Annotated in this window: 14 protein-coding genes and 1 riboswitch; of the genes, 2 read left to right on the top strand and 12 right to left on the bottom strand. The window is 66.5% G+C overall.

What is annotated here, in order from left to right; genetic code table 11:
• The first annotated feature begins 17 nt into the window (after nucleotides 1-17).
• Nucleotides 18-2,249: a xanthine dehydrogenase family protein molybdopterin-binding subunit gene (locus AXW84_RS07555; protein ID WP_068230869.1), complete on the top strand. Its 2,232-nt coding sequence runs from the start codon at nucleotides 18-20 to the stop codon at nucleotides 2,247-2,249.
• A gap of 273 nt (nucleotides 2,250-2,522) precedes the next feature.
• Here AXW84_RS07555 and AXW84_RS07550 read toward each other — a convergent pair whose 3' ends face one another.
• The 12 genes from AXW84_RS07550 to AXW84_RS07495 form a co-directional block, all read right to left on the bottom strand.
• A complete protein-coding gene (locus tag AXW84_RS07550; RefSeq protein ID WP_068230866.1) occupies nucleotides 2,523-4,865 on the bottom strand; it encodes a S9 family peptidase in 2,343 nt (780 codons plus the stop codon).
• A 124-nt stretch (nucleotides 4,866-4,989) separates the two neighbouring features.
• A complete protein-coding gene (locus AXW84_RS07545; protein WP_068230863.1) occupies nucleotides 4,990-5,346 on the bottom strand; it encodes a DUF4870 domain-containing protein in 357 nt (118 codons plus the stop codon).
• Nucleotides 5,347-5,450: 104 nt separating this feature from the next.
• Nucleotides 5,451-6,026 (bottom strand): alpha-ribazole phosphatase family protein, encoded by a 576-nt coding sequence (gene cobC / locus AXW84_RS07540; RefSeq protein WP_068230861.1) that lies wholly within the window; start codon nucleotides 6,024-6,026, stop codon nucleotides 5,451-5,453.
• Entirely contained in the window at nucleotides 6,023-6,823 is an 801-nt protein-coding gene (locus tag AXW84_RS07535) for an adenosylcobinamide-GDP ribazoletransferase (protein ID WP_068230858.1), read from the bottom strand. Before AXW84_RS07535 ends, cobC begins: the two co-directional genes overlap by 4 nt.
• 248 nt (nucleotides 6,824-7,071) lie before the next feature.
• The gene (gene cobT / locus AXW84_RS07530) at nucleotides 7,072-8,121 is read right to left on the bottom strand and encodes a nicotinate-nucleotide--dimethylbenzimidazole phosphoribosyltransferase (protein WP_068230855.1); all 1,050 of its coding nucleotides are present in this window, start codon (nucleotides 8,119-8,121) and stop codon (nucleotides 7,072-7,074) included.
• Complete coding sequence (locus AXW84_RS07525) at nucleotides 8,118-8,729, bottom strand: cob(I)yrinic acid a,c-diamide adenosyltransferase (protein WP_068239046.1); 612 nt, start codon at nucleotides 8,727-8,729, stop codon at nucleotides 8,118-8,120. Before AXW84_RS07525 ends, cobT begins: the two co-directional genes overlap by 4 nt.
• A gap of 114 nt (nucleotides 8,730-8,843) precedes the next feature.
• On the bottom strand, nucleotides 8,844-9,347 hold the full coding sequence (locus tag AXW84_RS07520) for a bifunctional adenosylcobinamide kinase/adenosylcobinamide-phosphate guanylyltransferase (protein ID WP_068230852.1): 504 nt from the start codon (nucleotides 9,345-9,347) through the stop codon (nucleotides 8,844-8,846).
• Between the two features lie 6 nt (nucleotides 9,348-9,353).
• Nucleotides 9,354-11,576, bottom strand: a complete 2,223-nt coding sequence (locus tag AXW84_RS07515) for a TonB-dependent receptor (protein ID WP_068230848.1) — start codon at nucleotides 11,574-11,576, stop codon at nucleotides 9,354-9,356.
• 41 nt (nucleotides 11,577-11,617) lie between these two features.
• A complete protein-coding gene (locus AXW84_RS07510; RefSeq protein ID WP_068230845.1) occupies nucleotides 11,618-12,670 on the bottom strand; it encodes an ABC transporter ATP-binding protein in 1,053 nt (350 codons plus the stop codon).
• 210 nt (nucleotides 12,671-12,880) lie between these two features.
• Nucleotides 12,881-14,002, bottom strand: a complete 1,122-nt coding sequence (locus AXW84_RS07505) for an iron ABC transporter permease (protein ID WP_236943274.1) — start codon at nucleotides 14,000-14,002, stop codon at nucleotides 12,881-12,883.
• A complete protein-coding gene (locus AXW84_RS07500; RefSeq protein ID WP_068230842.1) occupies nucleotides 13,969-15,108 on the bottom strand; it encodes an ABC transporter substrate-binding protein in 1,140 nt (379 codons plus the stop codon). The genes AXW84_RS07505 and AXW84_RS07500 overlap by 34 nt, the downstream gene beginning before the upstream one ends.
• 108 nt (nucleotides 15,109-15,216) lie before the next feature.
• A riboswitch (cobalamin riboswitch) is annotated at nucleotides 15,217-15,416 on the bottom strand.
• 43 nt (nucleotides 15,417-15,459) lie between these two features.
• Nucleotides 15,460-15,993, bottom strand: coding sequence for an AAA family ATPase (locus tag AXW84_RS07495; protein ID WP_068230839.1), 534 nt, complete (start codon nucleotides 15,991-15,993; stop codon nucleotides 15,460-15,462).
• 56 nt (nucleotides 15,994-16,049) lie between these two features.
• On the opposite strand from AXW84_RS07495, the gene AXW84_RS24640 reads away from it, so the two are divergent.
• Complete coding sequence (locus tag AXW84_RS24640; RefSeq protein WP_157886877.1) at nucleotides 16,050-16,412, top strand: hypothetical protein; 363 nt, start codon at nucleotides 16,050-16,052, stop codon at nucleotides 16,410-16,412.
• The last annotated feature ends 30 nt before the right edge of the window (nucleotides 16,413-16,442 follow it).

Here is a 16,442-nt window from a genome sequence, read left to right as displayed (position 1 = left end):
TTCCTACCCGTTCGCCCATGCCCGAACTGCCCGTCCCGTCCCTTCCTTCCGCCCCGAGCCGTGTTGACGGCCGCCTGAAAGTGACCGGCCAGGCCCGCTACGCCGCCGAGCACCGCGTGGTGGGCTGCACCTACGGCGTGCTGGCCACCAGCGCCATTGCCCGGGGCCGCATCAAAAGCATCGACACGAAGGCGGCCGAGCGGGCCCCCGGCGTGCTGGCCGTGCTCACGTACCTGAACGCACCCAAGGTGCCGGCCTATGCCAGCGCTACGGCCAACCACAACGAACGGGTGGAGGGCCAGGAAATCAAGGTATTCTACGACGACCAAATCCACTTCAGCAACCAGCCGGTGGCGCTGGCCGTGGCCGAAACCCTAGAACAGGCCCAGTACGCCGCCGCCCTGGTGCGGGTAGCATACGAAGCCACCGCGCCCCAAACCGACCTGGGGGCCAACCTCGCCACCGGCCAAACGGCCAAGGACGAACCCGACTACCTGCGCGGCCAGGCAGGGGCCTACGCCGGGGCCCCGGTGCACATTTTCCAGGAATACCGCACGCCCATCCAGGTGCACAACCCGATGGAAACCCACGCCACGGTGGCCCTGTGGGAGGGCGAGCGGCTGACGGTGTACAACAAAACGCAGGCCCCCAAGCTGGCCCAGCAGGACTTGATGCGCATGTTCGGGCTGCCCGAGAGCCAGGTGCGGGTGCACTCGCCGTTCGTGGGCGGGGCCTTCGGGGGGGCGTCGCGCATTTGGCCGCCCGAGGTGGCGGTCATTCTGGGGGCCAAAAAGGTGGGCCGCCCGGTGCAGGTAATGCTGGGGCGCGAACAGGAGTTTAACATGGTGGGCTACCGGCCGCGCTCGGTGCAGCAGGTGGGCCTGGGGGCCCAGCACGACGGTACGCTGGTGGGCATCACGCACCTGGGCCACGGCAGCAGCTCGCGCTACGAGCTGTTCGTCGAGCGCATGCTGCACCCCACCAAGGCGGCCTACGCCTGCCCCAGCCTCGACGCGCGCTACCGCGTGGTACCCCTCGACCTGAGCACGCCCGCCTGGACGCGGGGCCCCGGCGAGGCCAGCGGCTCGTTCGCCATCGAGTCGGCAATGGACGAGCTGGCCTACGCCCTGAACATGGACCCGCTGGCCCTGCGCCTCAAGAACTTTGCCCCCGCCGACCCCGAGAAAAACATCCCGTGGAGCAGCAACCGCCTGCGCGAATGCTACGCGCAAGGCGCCGAGCGCTTCGGCTGGCAGCAGCGGCCGGCCGCCCCGCGCTCGATGCGCCAGGGGCCCTACCTGGTGGGCTGGGGCATGGCCATGGGCATTTACAAGGCCGAGCGTGCCCCCGCCACCGCCCGCGCCCAGCTGCGCGCCGACGGCACCCTGCTGGTGCAGAGCGGCACCGCCGACGTGGGCCCCGGCACCGCCACCGCCATGACGCAGGTGGCCGCCGCGGCCCTGGGAATTGCGCCGGGCCAAATTCAGTTCGAGCTGGGCGATTCGGCCTTGCCGCCCTCGGCGGGCCAGTTTGGCTCGCACACCACGGCCTCGGTGGGCACGGCGGTGCACACGGCCTGCACGGCGTTGCAGCAGCAACTTAGGGCCCTGGCGGTGCAGACGGGCCGCTCGCAATTTGGCCCGGTCAAGGCGGAAGAGTTGGTGGTGGAAAACGGGGCCCTGTACCTAGCCCGCGACCCGGGCCGCCGCGTGTCCTTCGCCGACGTGCTGCGCCTGCACGGCCTGCCGGGCCTGGAGGTGACGCAGGAAGCCAAGCCGGGCCCCGAGGCCAAGGAGAACTCGGGCAAGTCGTTCGGGGCCCACTTCGTGGAGGTGCTGGTGCACGCCCGCACCGGCGAGGTGCGCGTGGCGCGGGTGGTGTCGGCCATCGACGCGGGCCGGGTCATCAGCCCCAAAACCGCCCGCAGCCAAGTGCTGGGGGCCGTCACCTGGGGCATCAGCATGGCCCTGATGGAGCACGCCGTGCTCGACCACCGCTACGGCCGCTTCGTGAACCACAACCTGGCCGAGTACCACATGGCCACCCACGCCGACGTGCCCGACATCGACGTCATCCTCCTCGACGAGCCCGACCCGGTCCTCAACCCCATCGGGGCCAAAGGCTTGGGCGAAATCGGCCTCATCGGCTTCACCGCCGCCGTGGCCAACGCCGTGTTCCACGCCACCGGCAAGCGCATCCGCGAGCTACCGATAACGCCCGATAAACTGCTGGGCGGCGGCGTGAGCTAGTACGATATAAAACCCTGGGGGCCCTAAAAGATGCGAAAAAAGATGCGAAATACCGCGTCTTTTAGGGCCCTCAGGGTTTTGGGGAAATTATTAATCGAGTGGCTTTATGCGGCAAAAAAGGTCGTCATGCAGAGCGCAGCGAAGCATCTTTATAGCGTAACTAATCATGATTACTGCTGCGGAAAAGATGCTTCGCTGCGCTCTGCATGACGACCTTTTTTTACCATGTGTTAATCAGTTAATCAGCATTTTAAGTCGTTCCATGGCCCCGCCCTACTGCCCCCCGTTGCGCGGGTCGGGTTTGGGCTGCATCTCGTAGTCGTGCGGGGGCGTGGCGCCGGCCAGGTTCTGCACGAAATAGTCCCAGCGGCGGCGCATCATGTAGGGCGAGAGGGCCCCGTAGCCGTGGGCGGCGTTGGGGAACACCACCAAGTCGAAGCTCTTGTTGGCCTTGATTAAGGCTTCGGCCACCAGCATGGTGTTGGAGGACGGCACGTTGTCGTCCATCAGGCCGTGGGCCAGCATCAGCTTGCCCTTGAGGTTCTTGGCCAGGGGCGCGTTGGCTTGCGCGTCGTAGTTCGAGGTGCCGTCGGGGTTGGTGGTGAGCAGGCCGATGTAGCGTTCGCCCCAGTCGTCCTCGTAGTTGCGGTTCTCGTGGTTGCCCGATTCGGAGATGCCGACCTTGAAGAAATCGGGGTAGCGGAACATGGCCGCCGCCGTGGCGTAGCCGCCGCCCGAGTGCCCCCAGATGCCGGCCCGCTCCAGGTCAATGTACGGATATTTCTGCGCCAGCTGCCGCATGCCGGTCACTTGGTCAGCGAGGGTGTTGGCCTCCATGTGGCCGTAGCAGGCGTCGTGGAAACGCTTGGAGCGCAGGGGGTTGCAGCTGCCTTCGATGACGACGACCACGAAGCCCAGCTCGGCCAGCGCCTGGTTGTCGTTGCGCGCCGCGCTGAACGACCAGTTGCCCACGCCGCCGCCCTGGGGCCCCGGGTAGATGTAGTTGATGATGGGGTATTTCTTGGCCGGGTCCAGCGCGGTGGGCACGAACATCAGGCCGTAGAGGTCGTCGCGTCCGTCCTGGTCCTTCACGGTGATGGGCGTGGGCGCCTTCCAGCCGGTGGCCGTGAGGCGGGAAATGTCGGTTTTTTCCAGCGCCGCCACGAGCTTGCCGTCCGCGTCGCGCAGCACGGAGGCGCCGGGACGGTCGGGCTGCGAGTAGCTGTCCACGAAGTACCGGCCCGAAGGCGAGAGCTCCACGCGGTGGTTGCCGGCTTCGGGCGTGAGCAGCTTCAGCCCCTTGCCATCCAGCCCGACGCGGTAGAAGTGGCTGAAGTACGGGTTGCCCGGCTCGCGGCCATCGGCCACGAAGTAGAGCTGGCGCTTTTGTTCATCCACGCGCAGCAGCTGCGTCACCACGAAATTACCCTTGGTAATCAGGTTCTTGACCTGGCCGGTGGCGGCGTCGTAGCGGTAGAGGTGGCCCCAGTTGTCGCGCTCCGAGTACCAAATGGCCTCCTTGGTTTTGGGCAGGTAGCGCCAGTTGATGGCGTGCTGGCCCGACTCGAACTGCGTGGCCACGGTTTCCGTGAACACCTCGCGCACGGCGCCGGTCGCGGCGTCGGCCACCCGGAGTTTCTCCTGCTTGTGGTCGCGCGAGGTCGACACGAACGCCAGCTGCGAGCCGTCCGGGGCCCAGTCTACGTCGTCGAAGGTGCCGCTGCTGGAAATGTCGTCGGAGAGCGAGCCGCGGTGCGGGTCGGGCGGCACTTGCAGGCGCACCACTTTGGCCGGGCTCACCTCCACAATTACCCGCTCGATGGTGACGATGTCTTTGTCGCCGGGCAGCGGGTACTTCCACGTTTTCAGGGTCGGCCGGCCCACGTTGGTGGTCACCAGGTACATGTCGCTGGCCTTGCGCTGGTCCTGCTGGAAGGTGGCGATTTTGCGCGAATCGGGCGACCATTGCAGCACCGGCCGGTCGCTGTGGGTCCAGCCGGCGTTGTCGGTGGCGTAGCCATAATTGGGGGCCCCGTCGGTGGTGAGCGGGGTCGCCTGATTGGTTTTCGTGTCGCGCACCCACAGGTTGTTATCCTTGATGTAGGCGGCCAGGCGGCCGTCGGGCGACGTGATTTCGTTGGCCGCGTTGGGGCTGGCGCCGGGGCCCTCCGCGGATGCGGCCGCCGGGCGCACCTGCCCGCTGGCCGCGTCGTACTGCCAGTCTTTACCCTTCACCGAAAAGGAAATCACCTTCTCATCGGGCGAAAACGTGAGGCTGCGAAACGGCAGCCGGGCCCCCTGGTACGGCTGGCCGCTGGCGGCCGACAGCGCAGCGGCCAGCCGGGCGTGGTCGAAGGCTGGGGTGCGGGTTTTGCGGGCCGGGTCTACCAGGACGAACTCGCTGCCCTCGGCCGTCAGCACCCGGTACCAGAACCGGTCGTTGGCCAGCCAGTTGGGGTCGACGGGGCCGCGGTCTACCAGCGGCTGGGTGTTGTAGCTCAGGAAGCGCTCGGCCCGGGCGTAGTCTTGGGCCGTGAGGACGGGCAGCGACTGGGCCGAAGCCGCCGCGGCCACCGAAAAGGCCCCCGCGGTGAGGGCCAGTAAATATTTGTGCATGGAGTTGCCTAAAAGCCAGAATTATTGGGGCCGCAAGGTATTATGGAATATCGCCGCCGCGCCGCATCCACCTCCCCCAACCCAAGAATTACCCGCCATCAGCCGGCCGTTTCGCCGCCGTTGCTTAGGAGAAGAAGCGGATGGCGAGCGGGTACGCCCACACTACGCCGTCGTTGGCCTTCAGGGCCCCGATGATGGGAAACACGAACGCCAGCAGCCCCAGGAGCCCCAGCAGCGGAAAACCCACCAGCACGAAGCAGAGCCCCCCGGCGACCGCGCCGTAAATAAGAGCGCTGATGAGCCAGTTGGCCACCACTTTGCCGTGGGCGTCGATGCCGGGCAGCTCGTCTTTCTTGACTTGCCACAGGATAATGGGCAGGATGAACCCCGCGCCCGGCACCACCAGGCCCGCCAGCAGCGACAAGTGCAGAAACGTGGCCCACTGGCGGGTCTCCAATTCGGAAGGCGGCAAAGTCTGCATGGCGGCGGCGAAAGCAAGCGTTAGAAGATAACTGCGCGCGGCAAGTAAAGCATAAATATTTTGATGTTTATATGATGTAGTTATTCCCAGGCAAATCCCCCCGCTTAACCGTTCGTCGCCAGTACGTTCCATTTGCCGTGCTGCTGCTCGATTTTGGTCACCGAGGCGTAGTCGATGCGCAGCTGGAAGGCGTTGCGCAGCGGCATTTCGAGGCAGTGGCAGAGCAGCGCCCGGATGGTGCCGCCGTGGGTGAAGACCAGCACGGGGCCCTCGTCGGCGCCCGGGGCCCCGGCGGCCAGCTCGGCGAGGAAGGCGGCGGCGCGCCGTTGCAGGGCCCCGAAGGTTTCGCCGGCGGGCGGGGCCAGGGCCACGTAGTCGGCCATCCAGGGCTCGGTTTCGGCGCGCGGCAGGTCGGTCCACAGGCGGTTTTCCCAGGCCCCAAAGTGCATTTCGCGCAGGCGCTCGTCGAGCGCGTAGTTGCTGGTTACGGCATCGGCCAGGGCCCGGCAGCGGGCGGCGGGGCTGCTGAAGGCGCGGTATCCGCCGGCCGGCGCGGGCGGCAGCTTGGCCAGCAGCTGCGCGGCTTCAGCGGCAAAGGTGTCGGCCAGGGGCACGTCGTGGTGGCCGTAGCAGATGCCGGGCGCCTGCACGGCGGTGTGGCGGATGAGGTGGATGATCATACCAAATGGGCGGTCAAGACGAGGTAAATCAGGGCTTCGGCCAGCTGCTGGGTGGCGCCGAGGCAGTCGCCGGTGTAGCCGCCCAGCCACTTTTTGAACCAGCGGCCCAGCACCACTTGCAGCACCGCCAGGGGCCCCAGCACCGCCAGCAGCCCCGGCTGCCGCTGCCAGGCCGCCACCGCCAGCAGCGGCAGCAGCCCCAGCAGTGCAGCCGCGGCCAGCCGGCCAGAGGGCAGGCTTTGGGCGATGGGTTTGGCCTTGCCGTCGGCCAGGTCGGCGCGGGCGTAGGGCAAGGTGCGCACGAGGGTGGCGGCCACCAGCCGGCTCAGCGGGTGTGCCACCAGCAGCAGCACCGGCACCGACAGGGCCCCGGCGCGCGGCCCGGGGGCCCCAGCCAGCGCCGCCACTTTGGTGGCCAGCACCAGGCCCAGGCCTACCACGCCGTAAGTGCCCACGCGGCTGTCCTTCATGATGGTGAGGATGCGCTCCCGCGTCCAGCCCCCGCCGAAGCCGTCGCAGGTGTCGGCCAGCCCGTCTTCGTGAAACGCACCGGTGAGCAGCACGCCCGCGCCCGTGCTCAGCAGCACGGCCAACAGCGGCGGCCAGAGCTGCGCCGCGCCCCAGTACACGCCCGCCGCCACGCCGCCCACCAGCCAGCCGATGAGCGGAAAGTACACCGTGGCCCGGTTGAGCTGGTCGTCGGCGTGCCCCACCCAGCGCGGCACAGGCAGCCGCGTATAGAACATCACGGCCGTCAGCAGCAGGCGCAGCTGGCGGCGCGGCCAGGAATCGGGCATGAGTTAATTAAAGCGGTTTTGGTATTTATTAGAATGTCATGCAGAGCGCAGCGAAGCATCTCTCCTGCGGCAGTAATCATTAATTAGTTACGTGGAAAAGATGCTTCGCTGCGCTCTGCATGACGTTTTGCTTTTTCTAATTCGGAAGTGGATCCATTAATTACTGCCGCAGTAGAGATGCTTCGTTGCGCTCTGCATGACCGTTCTCAACTAAAGCCAGCCTACTGTTACTGAATTTAATCTGCGGCTCACTTGCCCGAATCGTCGCTCACGCCCGCGCTTTCGAACGAGGCCATTTCGTTCAGGAAATTGACGGCGGCCTGCACCAGCGGGTAGGCCAGCGCGCAGCCCGTGCCCTCGCCCAGGCGCAGGCCCAGGCGCAGCAGCGGCCGGCCGCCCAGCTCGGCCAGCAGCAAGCGGTGCCCCTGCTCGTCCGATTCGTGGCAGAACACGCAGTACGCGAGGATTTCCGGGGCCAGCCGTGCCGCTACCAGCAGCGCCGCCGAGGCAATGAAGCCGTCGATGAGCAGCAGCATCCGGTGCTCGGCGGCGCGCAGCAGGGCCCCGGCCATCTGCGCAATCTCGAAGCCGCCGAACGTAGCCAGCACCGCCCGCGGGTCGGCCGCGTTGAGGCCCGGGTGGGCCCCTACGGCTTGCGTGAGCACGGCCAGCTTGCGGGCCAGGCCGGCCGCGTCGAGACCGGTGCCGCGGCCCACGCACGCGGCCAGCGGCCGGCCCGTGAGCAGGTGCATCAACACCGCCGCCGCTGACGTGTTGCCGATGCCCATCTCCCCCACCCCCAGCACGTTGGTGCCGGCGGCGTGCCGCTCGTCGGCCAGGCGGGCGCCGCGGGCCAGGGCATCGGCGCACTGCGCGGCGGTCATGGCGGGGCCCTGGGCGAAGTTATGGGTGCCCTCGGCGATTTTCTCGTCGCGCACGAAATCGCCCAGATTGGCAAAGCTGCCGCGCACGCCGGCGTCCACGATGGTCAGGTCCAGGCCGTTATGGCGGCAGAACACGTTGATGGCCGCCCCGCCGCCGGCGAAGTTGCGCACCATCTGGTGCGTCACCTCGGGCGGGTATTGGCTCACGCCGGCCTGGGCAATGCCGTGGTCGGCGGCAAACACCAGCACGTGCGCCTGGCGCAGCTGCGGCGCCAGGGTTTGCTGCACCAGCGCTACCTGCCGGGCCAGGGCTTCGAGCTGCCCCAGGGCCCCCAGGGGCTTAGTTTTGGTGTCGATTTTGTGGGCGATGGCGGCGGCCAGGGCCCCATCGGGCGCGGTGACGTTCCAGGTCATTCGGCGGCGGGCGCTTCGGGTGTGGCAGGCGCGGCGCTGCTGCCAAAGCGCTTGTAAAGAAACAATTGCCACTTCTCTTCGGCCACGCCGGCCTTGTCCATCTCGGCACGGGCCAGGGTGAAGAACAGGTCCGATAGGCGGTTGATGTAGGCCGGGATGGCGGGGTGCACGGCGTCAGTGGCCATCAGGCTGACGAGGCGGCGCTCGCCGCGGCGCATCTGGGTGCGCACCACGTGGCAGAGGGCCGAAATCTCGTTGCCGCCCGGCAGCAAAAAGTAGTCGGAGGGCGAGGTCATCGCGCCTTCCAGCGCGTCAATCCACGCCTCGCACTCCCGGGCCCCTTCGGTGGGCAGCGGGTTGCTGTTGGCCTTTTTGGTATCGGACGGCCGCGCCAGGTGCGACATCATGTCCATCAAATCCTTCTGGATTTTGTGGAGGCTGGGTTGCCATTCGTGGTCGGGCCCCAGCTTCACGCGCAGCAGGCCCAGAGTCGAGTTGGCCTCATCGAGGTCGCCCATGCACTCCACGCGTACGTCGTCCTTCGGCACCCGCGAGCCGCCGAAAAGGCCGGTGGTGCCGGCGTCACCTTTTTTAGTGTAGATTTTCATCGGTTTGTTTGGTTTTCGTTCGTAATACGTGTGTACCGCCAAGCTATGCTTGGCCTTGCCCCAGGGGCCCCAGGGCAGCATAGGCAAGGCCAAGCACAGCTTGGCGGTACACATTTACTTTACCACCAGCGGCAGGCCCGACACCATAAAAATGGCGCGGTCGGCGCGCTGGGCAATGTGCTGGTTCAGCCAGCCTTGCAGGTCGGCGAACTTGCGACCGGCTTCGGTGGGCGCGTGCAGGCCCATCCCGATTTCGTTGGAGATGATAATCAAATTGCAATCTTGTTGCATTATTTTATCAAACTCTGTCTTTGCCTCGTGCAACGTTGTTTCAACATCATATTTCGCGTCGGTGAAGAAGTTGGTGAGCCAAAGCGTGACGCAATCTAGCACCACGGTGCGGCCCACCAAATCGAGGCGGCTCACGTACTTTTCTTCCTCCAGCGTCGTCCAGCGGGCGTCGCGGTCGGCCACGTGCCGGGCAATGCGCTGGCGGTGGTCGTCGTCCCAGGCCCGCGAGGTAGCGAGGTACACGGGGTTGGGGCTCAGCGTCAGGGCCAGCTCCTGGGCGTAGCGGCTCTTGCCCGAGCGCTGCCCGCCGGAAATATAGGTCAGCACGGGGCCCTAAAATGCAATGGTGTAGCGCCCGGCGAAGTTGCGGCCGGGCAGGTTGTAGCCACGCTTCTCGTAGTAGTTTTCATTGGTCAGGTTGTTCACCAGCAGCGAGAAGGTGTGGTGCTTGGCCACGGTGTAGCCGGCTGAAAAGTCAACGGTCATGTACTCGGGGTACTGCACTTGCGGCGAGGCCAAGTCAGTGAAATCGGTGTCTTTGCGGCGGCCCACGTAGTGGCCGGTGAGGCGGGCGGTGATGCCCTGGTAGCTATCGAAGGCCACGCCCAGGTTGCCGTTCAGCTTGGCCACGTTGAAGACGTCACGCACGGTGCGGGTGCCGCTCGCGTTGTTGGTCACGTCCTGGGCCTTGAAGATGCTGGTGCCGCCGGCGAACACGCGCAGCAGGTAACGGCCCCCAGTGATGGTGCCGAAGTCGTAGCCAGCCTCGGCCTCCAGGCCCCTGATTTGGCTGTCGTTGGCGTTCACGTAAGTGGTGCGCGAGCGCACGGTGTAGCCCTCGGCGGTGGTTTCGCCCACGGGGTTAGCGGTGCGCGTGGTGATGCGGTTCGTCACCCGGGTCGAGAAGAAGGTAGCATCGGCCGAGAAGCCCGACGTGGCCTTGCCGAAGCGCAGGCCGGCGTCGTAGGTCACGCTGCTCTCGTTTTTCAGGTCGGCGTTGCCCTGCGTGATGGCTACCTGGCGGGCGGCGTTGGGGGCGGTTTGCGAGAAGCCGGCCACGTTGTAGGCGTCGGGCGTCACGTAGCCGCGGCCCACGGTGGCGTGCACCCGCAGGCCATCGGTGAGGGCAAACTGGGCCCCCAGGCTGGGGCTGAAGAACGGGTTGGTTTTCTTGCCCGGCGTGAAGGTGGTGAGCAGGTCGGTCTGCTTCACGTTGTAGGTAATGAAGTCGTAGCGTACGCCCGGCGTCACAATTAGCTTGTCAGCCAGCAAGTTAATTTGGCCCTGGGCGTAAATGCCGGTCGTGTTCAGCTCGTAGTTGGGGCTGTAGGGCGTGCCATTGGAGCCGTTGGGGTTGAATACCTGCGCGTTGCTGGTGGCCTCGTTGTGGTCGATGCCCACCGTAATGCGCTGGCGGCCCAGCGTAATGACGTCCTTGGCCTGCAAGCCCTTCCAGAGGTACTGGCTCTGGTAGGAGCGGTAGGCGGGCACGGGGTTATCGTTGAAGTCGCTGAGCGTGTTGTTGTTATTGGTTTCCTTCGAGGTGTAGCCGCGCACAAACAGCTGGTGGTTGGCGTAGTTGCCGGTGGCGCTCAGGTCGAGATTGCCGCGCTCAATGTCCTTGCTCGACGGGCTGAGGCTGCCGTAGAAAATGTCGTTCGGCGACTGCACAGTGGGGGCCCTAAACAGCTCGCCGCGCACGTCCACGCGCCATTTTTCGCTCAACTGGTAGCCCAGCCGCAGGGCCCCGGAGTAATATTTCAGCTTGGTGAAGTCGCGGCGCTGGTTGTCGCCGCGGGTGTCGTCCACGGTTTTGGTGGTGCCGTCGGCAAAATACTGAGTGGCGCTGCCAGCATCCAGGGCGCGGCGCAAAATACCGTTGCCGCCCAGCTTGTAGTCCTGGTCGCGGTTAAAAAAGCCAGCCGACAGGTCAAAATCGAGCTTTTTAGTGAGGTTGCCGCCCGTAGTGCCGCCAAACTTAGCCGTGCGGTAGCTGCCGTACTCGGCGAAAATCGAGCTGCGGATGGCCCCGCGCGACTGCCGGGTAATCACGTTCACGACGCCGCCCATGGCCTGGGGGCCGTACAGGGCCGAGGCGGGGCCCTTGAGCACTTCCACGCGCTCCACGCCGCCCAGGTCGAGGGTGGCGAGGTTGCTGGTGCCGGCCGGGCGGCCGTCCACCAGCAGCAGGGTCCGCAGGTTGAGGCCGCCGGTTTGGGGACGGAAGCCGCGGATGCCCACGCCCGACAGCAGCCCGGGGTACTGCACGATGTCCACCGAGGCGTTCTTCTTCAGCACGTCGGTGAATTCCGTGGCCGGCGTCTGCTGAATGTCTTTCCGGCTGATGACCTGGATTTGCTGCGGCACCTGGCTGCGCGGCGTGGCCGCGCGCGAGGCCGTCACCACCACTTCGTTGAGGTCCTGGCGCTTAAGGCTGTCAGTCAGCGCCTGGGCCTGGGCCCCGCGCACCGTGCCGGCCAGCAGCACCGTGCCCAGCACCAGCCGGATTTCAATGCGCGACGGTCGGCTTTGGGAGGGTAAAAAACGTTTTTTCATGGGTAAGCGAAAGGGATTGTTATGAATTGAAAACCGGGTTTTCAGTGGCCGACCAGCTGGCCAACCACTTGATGGCTACTTACTTGGCGCAGCGCCAGCAGTAGCGCTTCGATGGTGGCATGGGACTGGACGGCCTGGCCGGCGGCCTGGGTCAGCCAGGGCCCCGGGCCGGGGCCGGCGGGGGCCGTCACGCGCAGGGCGGCGGGGCCCGCGGTGGGCACGAAGCCCGCGCGCTCCAGGGCGCGGCGCGTCCAGAACGCGGCGGCCCCCTCCCCCACCAACTGCACCGGGGGCCCCGTGGGCGCGTGCAGGGCAAACGTGCCGGTGGCCGCGTCGAAGGCCAGCCCCTCCCGCGCAAACGCCGCCGCGAAGGCCCCGCTCAGCACCAACTCTTCGGGCGTGCCGGTGCGCAGGGCCCCGTCGGCGGGCAGCAGCCACACGCGGTCGGCGGCTTGCAGGGCCAGGTCCAGCTCGTGGGTCGAGAGCAGGATGGCCTTGCCCGTGGTGCGGGCCAGCTGGTGCAGCAAGCGCATGAGGGCCACGCGGTTGGGCAGGTCGAGGTGGGCCGTGGGCTCGTCGAGCAGCACCACCGGCGTGTCCTGGGCCAGGGCCCGGGCCAGCAGTACTTTCTGCCGCTCGCCGTCGCTCAACTCGCTCACCGGGCGGTCGGCAAACGCTTCGGTACCAGTGGCTTCCAGGGCGGCTTGCACCTGGGCTTCGTCGTGGGCCGAGAGGCTGCCCAGCCAGCCGGTGTGCGGGTGGCGGCCCAGGCGCACCAGCTCGCGCACGGCCAGGTTGCCGGCGTCCACGCGGTCGGTGAGCACGATGCTGAGCTGACGGGCGCGCTCGGGGGCCCCCAGCGCCGCCAGCGGCCGCCCACCTAGTTCAAGCCGCCCGCCGAACGGCGGCTGCAAACCGGCCAGCGTGCGCAGCAGCGTGCTTTTGCCCGCGCCGTTGGGCCCCAGCAGGCAGACCAGCTCGCCGGGCCACAGGGCCAGGCGCAGGGGCCCGGCCACCGGGCGGGGCGTCTTTTTGTTGAGCAAATAGCCCACCGCCAGGTCCTCAGCGGTCAGCAGCGGCGCAGGGTTGGGCATGGGGGTTTCAGTTGTTGGGTATTAGTTGTCGGTTGTCAGAAGACAGGCTGCATCTCGGCGGATCGGGAAGCGGCAGAAGGATCGTTGTGGCAGAAAAGGCGGTCATGCAGAGCGCAGTGAAGCATCTTTACTGCGGCAGTAATTCATGATTAGTGAGCGGGAAAGATGCTTCGCTGCGCTCTGCATGACGGTCAATTAGTTTTCAGCTTTTCAGGAAAACGACGAGCGAATGTTGTTGCGACGCAGCACCACCCACAGCACCACCGGGGCCCCCAGCAGGGCCGTGACGATGCTCAGCGGGAGGGCGGTTTGGCTGCCGGGCAGCTGGGCCAGGCAGTCGCAGCCCAGCGTAAGGGCCGCCCCCACCAGGCAGGCACCGGGCAGCAGCACGCGGTGGTCGGCGGTGCGCAGCAGGCCCCGGGTGAGGTGCGGCACGGCGATGCCCACGAAGCCAATCGGCCCGCAAAACGCCGTGATGGCCCCCGCCAGTAAGCTCGTGCTGAGAATAATGAGCGTGCGCGCCCGGCCCACGGCCAGGCCCATGCTGCGGGCGTAGTTTTCGCCCAGCAGCAAGGTATTCAGCGGCTTGGCCGAGGCGAAGGCCAGCCCCAGGCCCACCGCCACCACGGCCGCCAGCACCGCCAGGTGGGGCCCCACCACGCCGCCCAGCGAGCCGAACGTCCAGAGCAGGTACTCCTGGATTTGCTCGGGGGCGCTGAAGTACTGCCACAGGCCCACGATGGCGCTCGTGACGCTCGCAATCATGAGGCCCACAATGAGGATCACCACGTTGTCGCGCACCCGGGCCGAGAGGGCCAGCACCGAGGCCATCACCAGGGCGGCGCCGGCGGTGGCGGCCAGCACCAGGCCCCAGCTGCCGCCCACGCCCAGCGCCCGGATGGCCAGGCCGCCCGCCGCGCCGCTGCCGCCGGCCAGCATCACGGCGGCCACGCCCAGCCCCGCCCCCGCCGTGAGGCCCAGCACCGAGGGCCCCGCCAGCGGGTTGCGGAACAGCGTTTGCATCTGCAAGCCGCTCACGGCCAGGCCGCTGCCCACGGCCAGGGCCGTGAGGGCCTTGGGCAGGCGAATCTCCCGCACGATGAACGCCCAGGCCGGATTGTCGGCCGCCCGGCCCAGCAAAATCTTCACCACCGCCGCCAGCGGGATGCGCACGGGGCCCAGGGCAATGTCGAGCACGAAGCCCACGGCCACCAGCCCCGCCAGGGCCAGCAGCCAAGCCGCGCGCCGCCGCCCGGCCGCGGCCAGCGACGGCGGCGCGGCCGCGAGTTGGGCCGTGCTCACTTCAGCCACTGGTAGTAGTAGAGCTGCCACGCGGGCAGTAGCTCGGGGTGCAGGATTTTGATCAAATCCGACAGCACGAGGTCGGGCCGCACCGCCCCCGATTCCCAGTAGTCGTTGGAGCCCTGGGCGTTGGTGCGGCGGTTGTTGTTGTACACTTGGCCGGTTTTGAAGGGCGCGAAGGCGGCGTAGCGCGCGTCCTGGGCCACGATGTCGGCCTTGGCCATGGCTGTGCCGGTTTGCAGCCAGTAGTCGGCGGCGAGGGCCACGGGGGCCACGGTTTCGAACGACAGCGCCAGGCTGCCGCTGGGGGCCCGGGTTTGGTCCCAGGCGTAGGTGCAGCCCGCGTCGCGCAGGAACTGCGTGAGGTAGCTATCGGCATCGGGCACGTACCACACGTCCTTAAACGGCAGGCCCACAACCACTTTGGGCCGCTGGGTAGCGTGGTGGCCGAGGGCCGCCAGGCGGTGGTAGGAACGGGCCACCTGGCCGAATTTCTGGTTCACCAGGTCCTCCTTGTTCAGCAGCGCGGCCAGCACCTTCACCCACTCGGCACGGGCCAGGGGCGTGGTCTCCACCCACTCCGAGTTAATCATGACGGGCACGCCGGCGGCTTCCAGCGTCTGGAAGCGCGCCAGGCTTTCGCCGGGCCAGCCGGTGGCCATCACCAGGTCGGGGTGCTGGGCCACAAGCTGCTCGTTGTTAAGCTCTTTGCCCTGGCCCACCTCGTAAATTTTGCCGGCGGCAATGCGCTGCCGCACCGGCACGGCCGAGGCGTACTTGAAGCTGCCCAAGCCCACCACCAGGTCGGCGGCTCCCAGGAAATCGGCCAGCGCCACGTGCATCGACGAGAGGGCCACGAGGCTGCGCAGCGGCGTTTCGATGACGTGGGCGTCGGCGTAGCCGGCCGGGCGCGCCGCGCCGCGGGGCACCAGCAGGTAGCGCGTGGCCGTAGTTTTCTGCTCGAACGGACTCAAGATGGTGACCAGCTTGCCTCCCGCCACGTAGCTGATGGTGAAGCCCTTGGCGTACTGCACCGTGGTGCGCCCGCGCGGGGCCCCAGCGGCAGGTTTGGGCGCGGCTGTGGCGGCGGGCGCCTGGGCCCAGCCGAGCTGGGGCCCCGCCAGCAGCAAAGCCAACAGCGCAAAACTGCGCCAAACAGAAAAAAACGGGGGTGCCGCGCCGGCACGGCCGGCGGGATGCGGGGGGTGGGGCATGGTACGACGAGCCTTTCTACCGAAAGCTGTGACTGTATGAAGCAAGCGGCAGGTCTTCTGACTTCCCCCGTCGGCCGATGGCCTTCCCATCCCGCAAAGGACAGTGGCGCCAAGTATCGGCCGGTTGGTGAGGGGGTTACAGCAGCGGAGACTGTCCCGGAATTACACCGGCTTCCCTTTTCAAATCGCCCCGCACCGCGGAAACGATTACCATTTGCTGGCGCAAAGGTAGGCCGAATTATTGGCCACCGGTCCCCGGGGCCCCACTGCCGGCTAGAGTCCGGCCGCCGCCCGCACGAAGGCCACCCGCGCCGCCACCGGGGTTTTGGGCAATTCCAGTACCGCAAAACCCAACCGCTGGTAGATGCGCCGCAGGACCCCGTGCAGCGCCGTGGCCTCGGCAAACGTCTGCCAGCGCTCGGCGTCATTCACGTAAATCTCGGCCCACGGCGGCGCCAGAAACACCAGCGGCTGGTACGGGTGTGCGTCCACCGCAGCGTAGCACGCGGCTGGCACGGGCAGCCCCGCCACTTCCAGGTAAGCCACAATATCGGGCAGGCCACGGTCGAAAAACGTGACGCCGCCGCGCTGCACCGCGGCCTCGTAATCGGCCACCATGCGGGCCAGCGCCAGCTCGGCAAAGCCGGCCAAGTCGCGCCACGGCACCCGGCTGCTGCCCAGCGCCACCTGCTCCTGGATGAGCTGGCGCGATACTTCATCGGCCCCCGCGAAGCCGGCGGCCCGCAGGGCCCCCAGCAGCGTAGTTTTGCCAGCCCCGGGGCCCCCGGAAATGATATAAAGGGGCATTTTTATTATTGCGCTCAATTACAAAGGCTCAATCATACAGTTAGATAACCATTACAATGAATGCAGAGCAATTTGTAGAAGCTATTAAACAATACGTAGCAGAGTCAGCGATAAAAGGCACATCGGAAGTACTATCGGTTCCGCCCGGCAGGAACCCGGCTGCGCAACTTATCGAAAGCTCGCAGTGGTATAATTCGCTTAACAGCCAAGGCCAGGAACAAGTGATGCTTATCGCAGCCGATGCTGTCCACGCCGCTATTTTTTCATTTCTCTGCGTGCTCGACGGAGCCAAGGTAATTGACGCCCAACATTTAGAATATCATCTATTCAGCGTAAACCCCCAGAATGGTTCTTCAACCCAACTAAGCGGTTCGGAAGACAACGATAGTTTACACGAGCTATACAGAGCTTTATACTAAAACAGGACTTACGCAAAGGTGCTACTTTGA

It is taken from the genome of Hymenobacter sp. PAMC 26628 (assembly GCF_001562275.1).
GTDB lineage: Bacteria > Bacteroidota > Bacteroidia > Cytophagales > Hymenobacteraceae > Hymenobacter.
The sequence above is the reverse complement of the archived record's forward strand: the minus strand, read 5'-3'. Positions and strand labels throughout refer to the sequence as shown.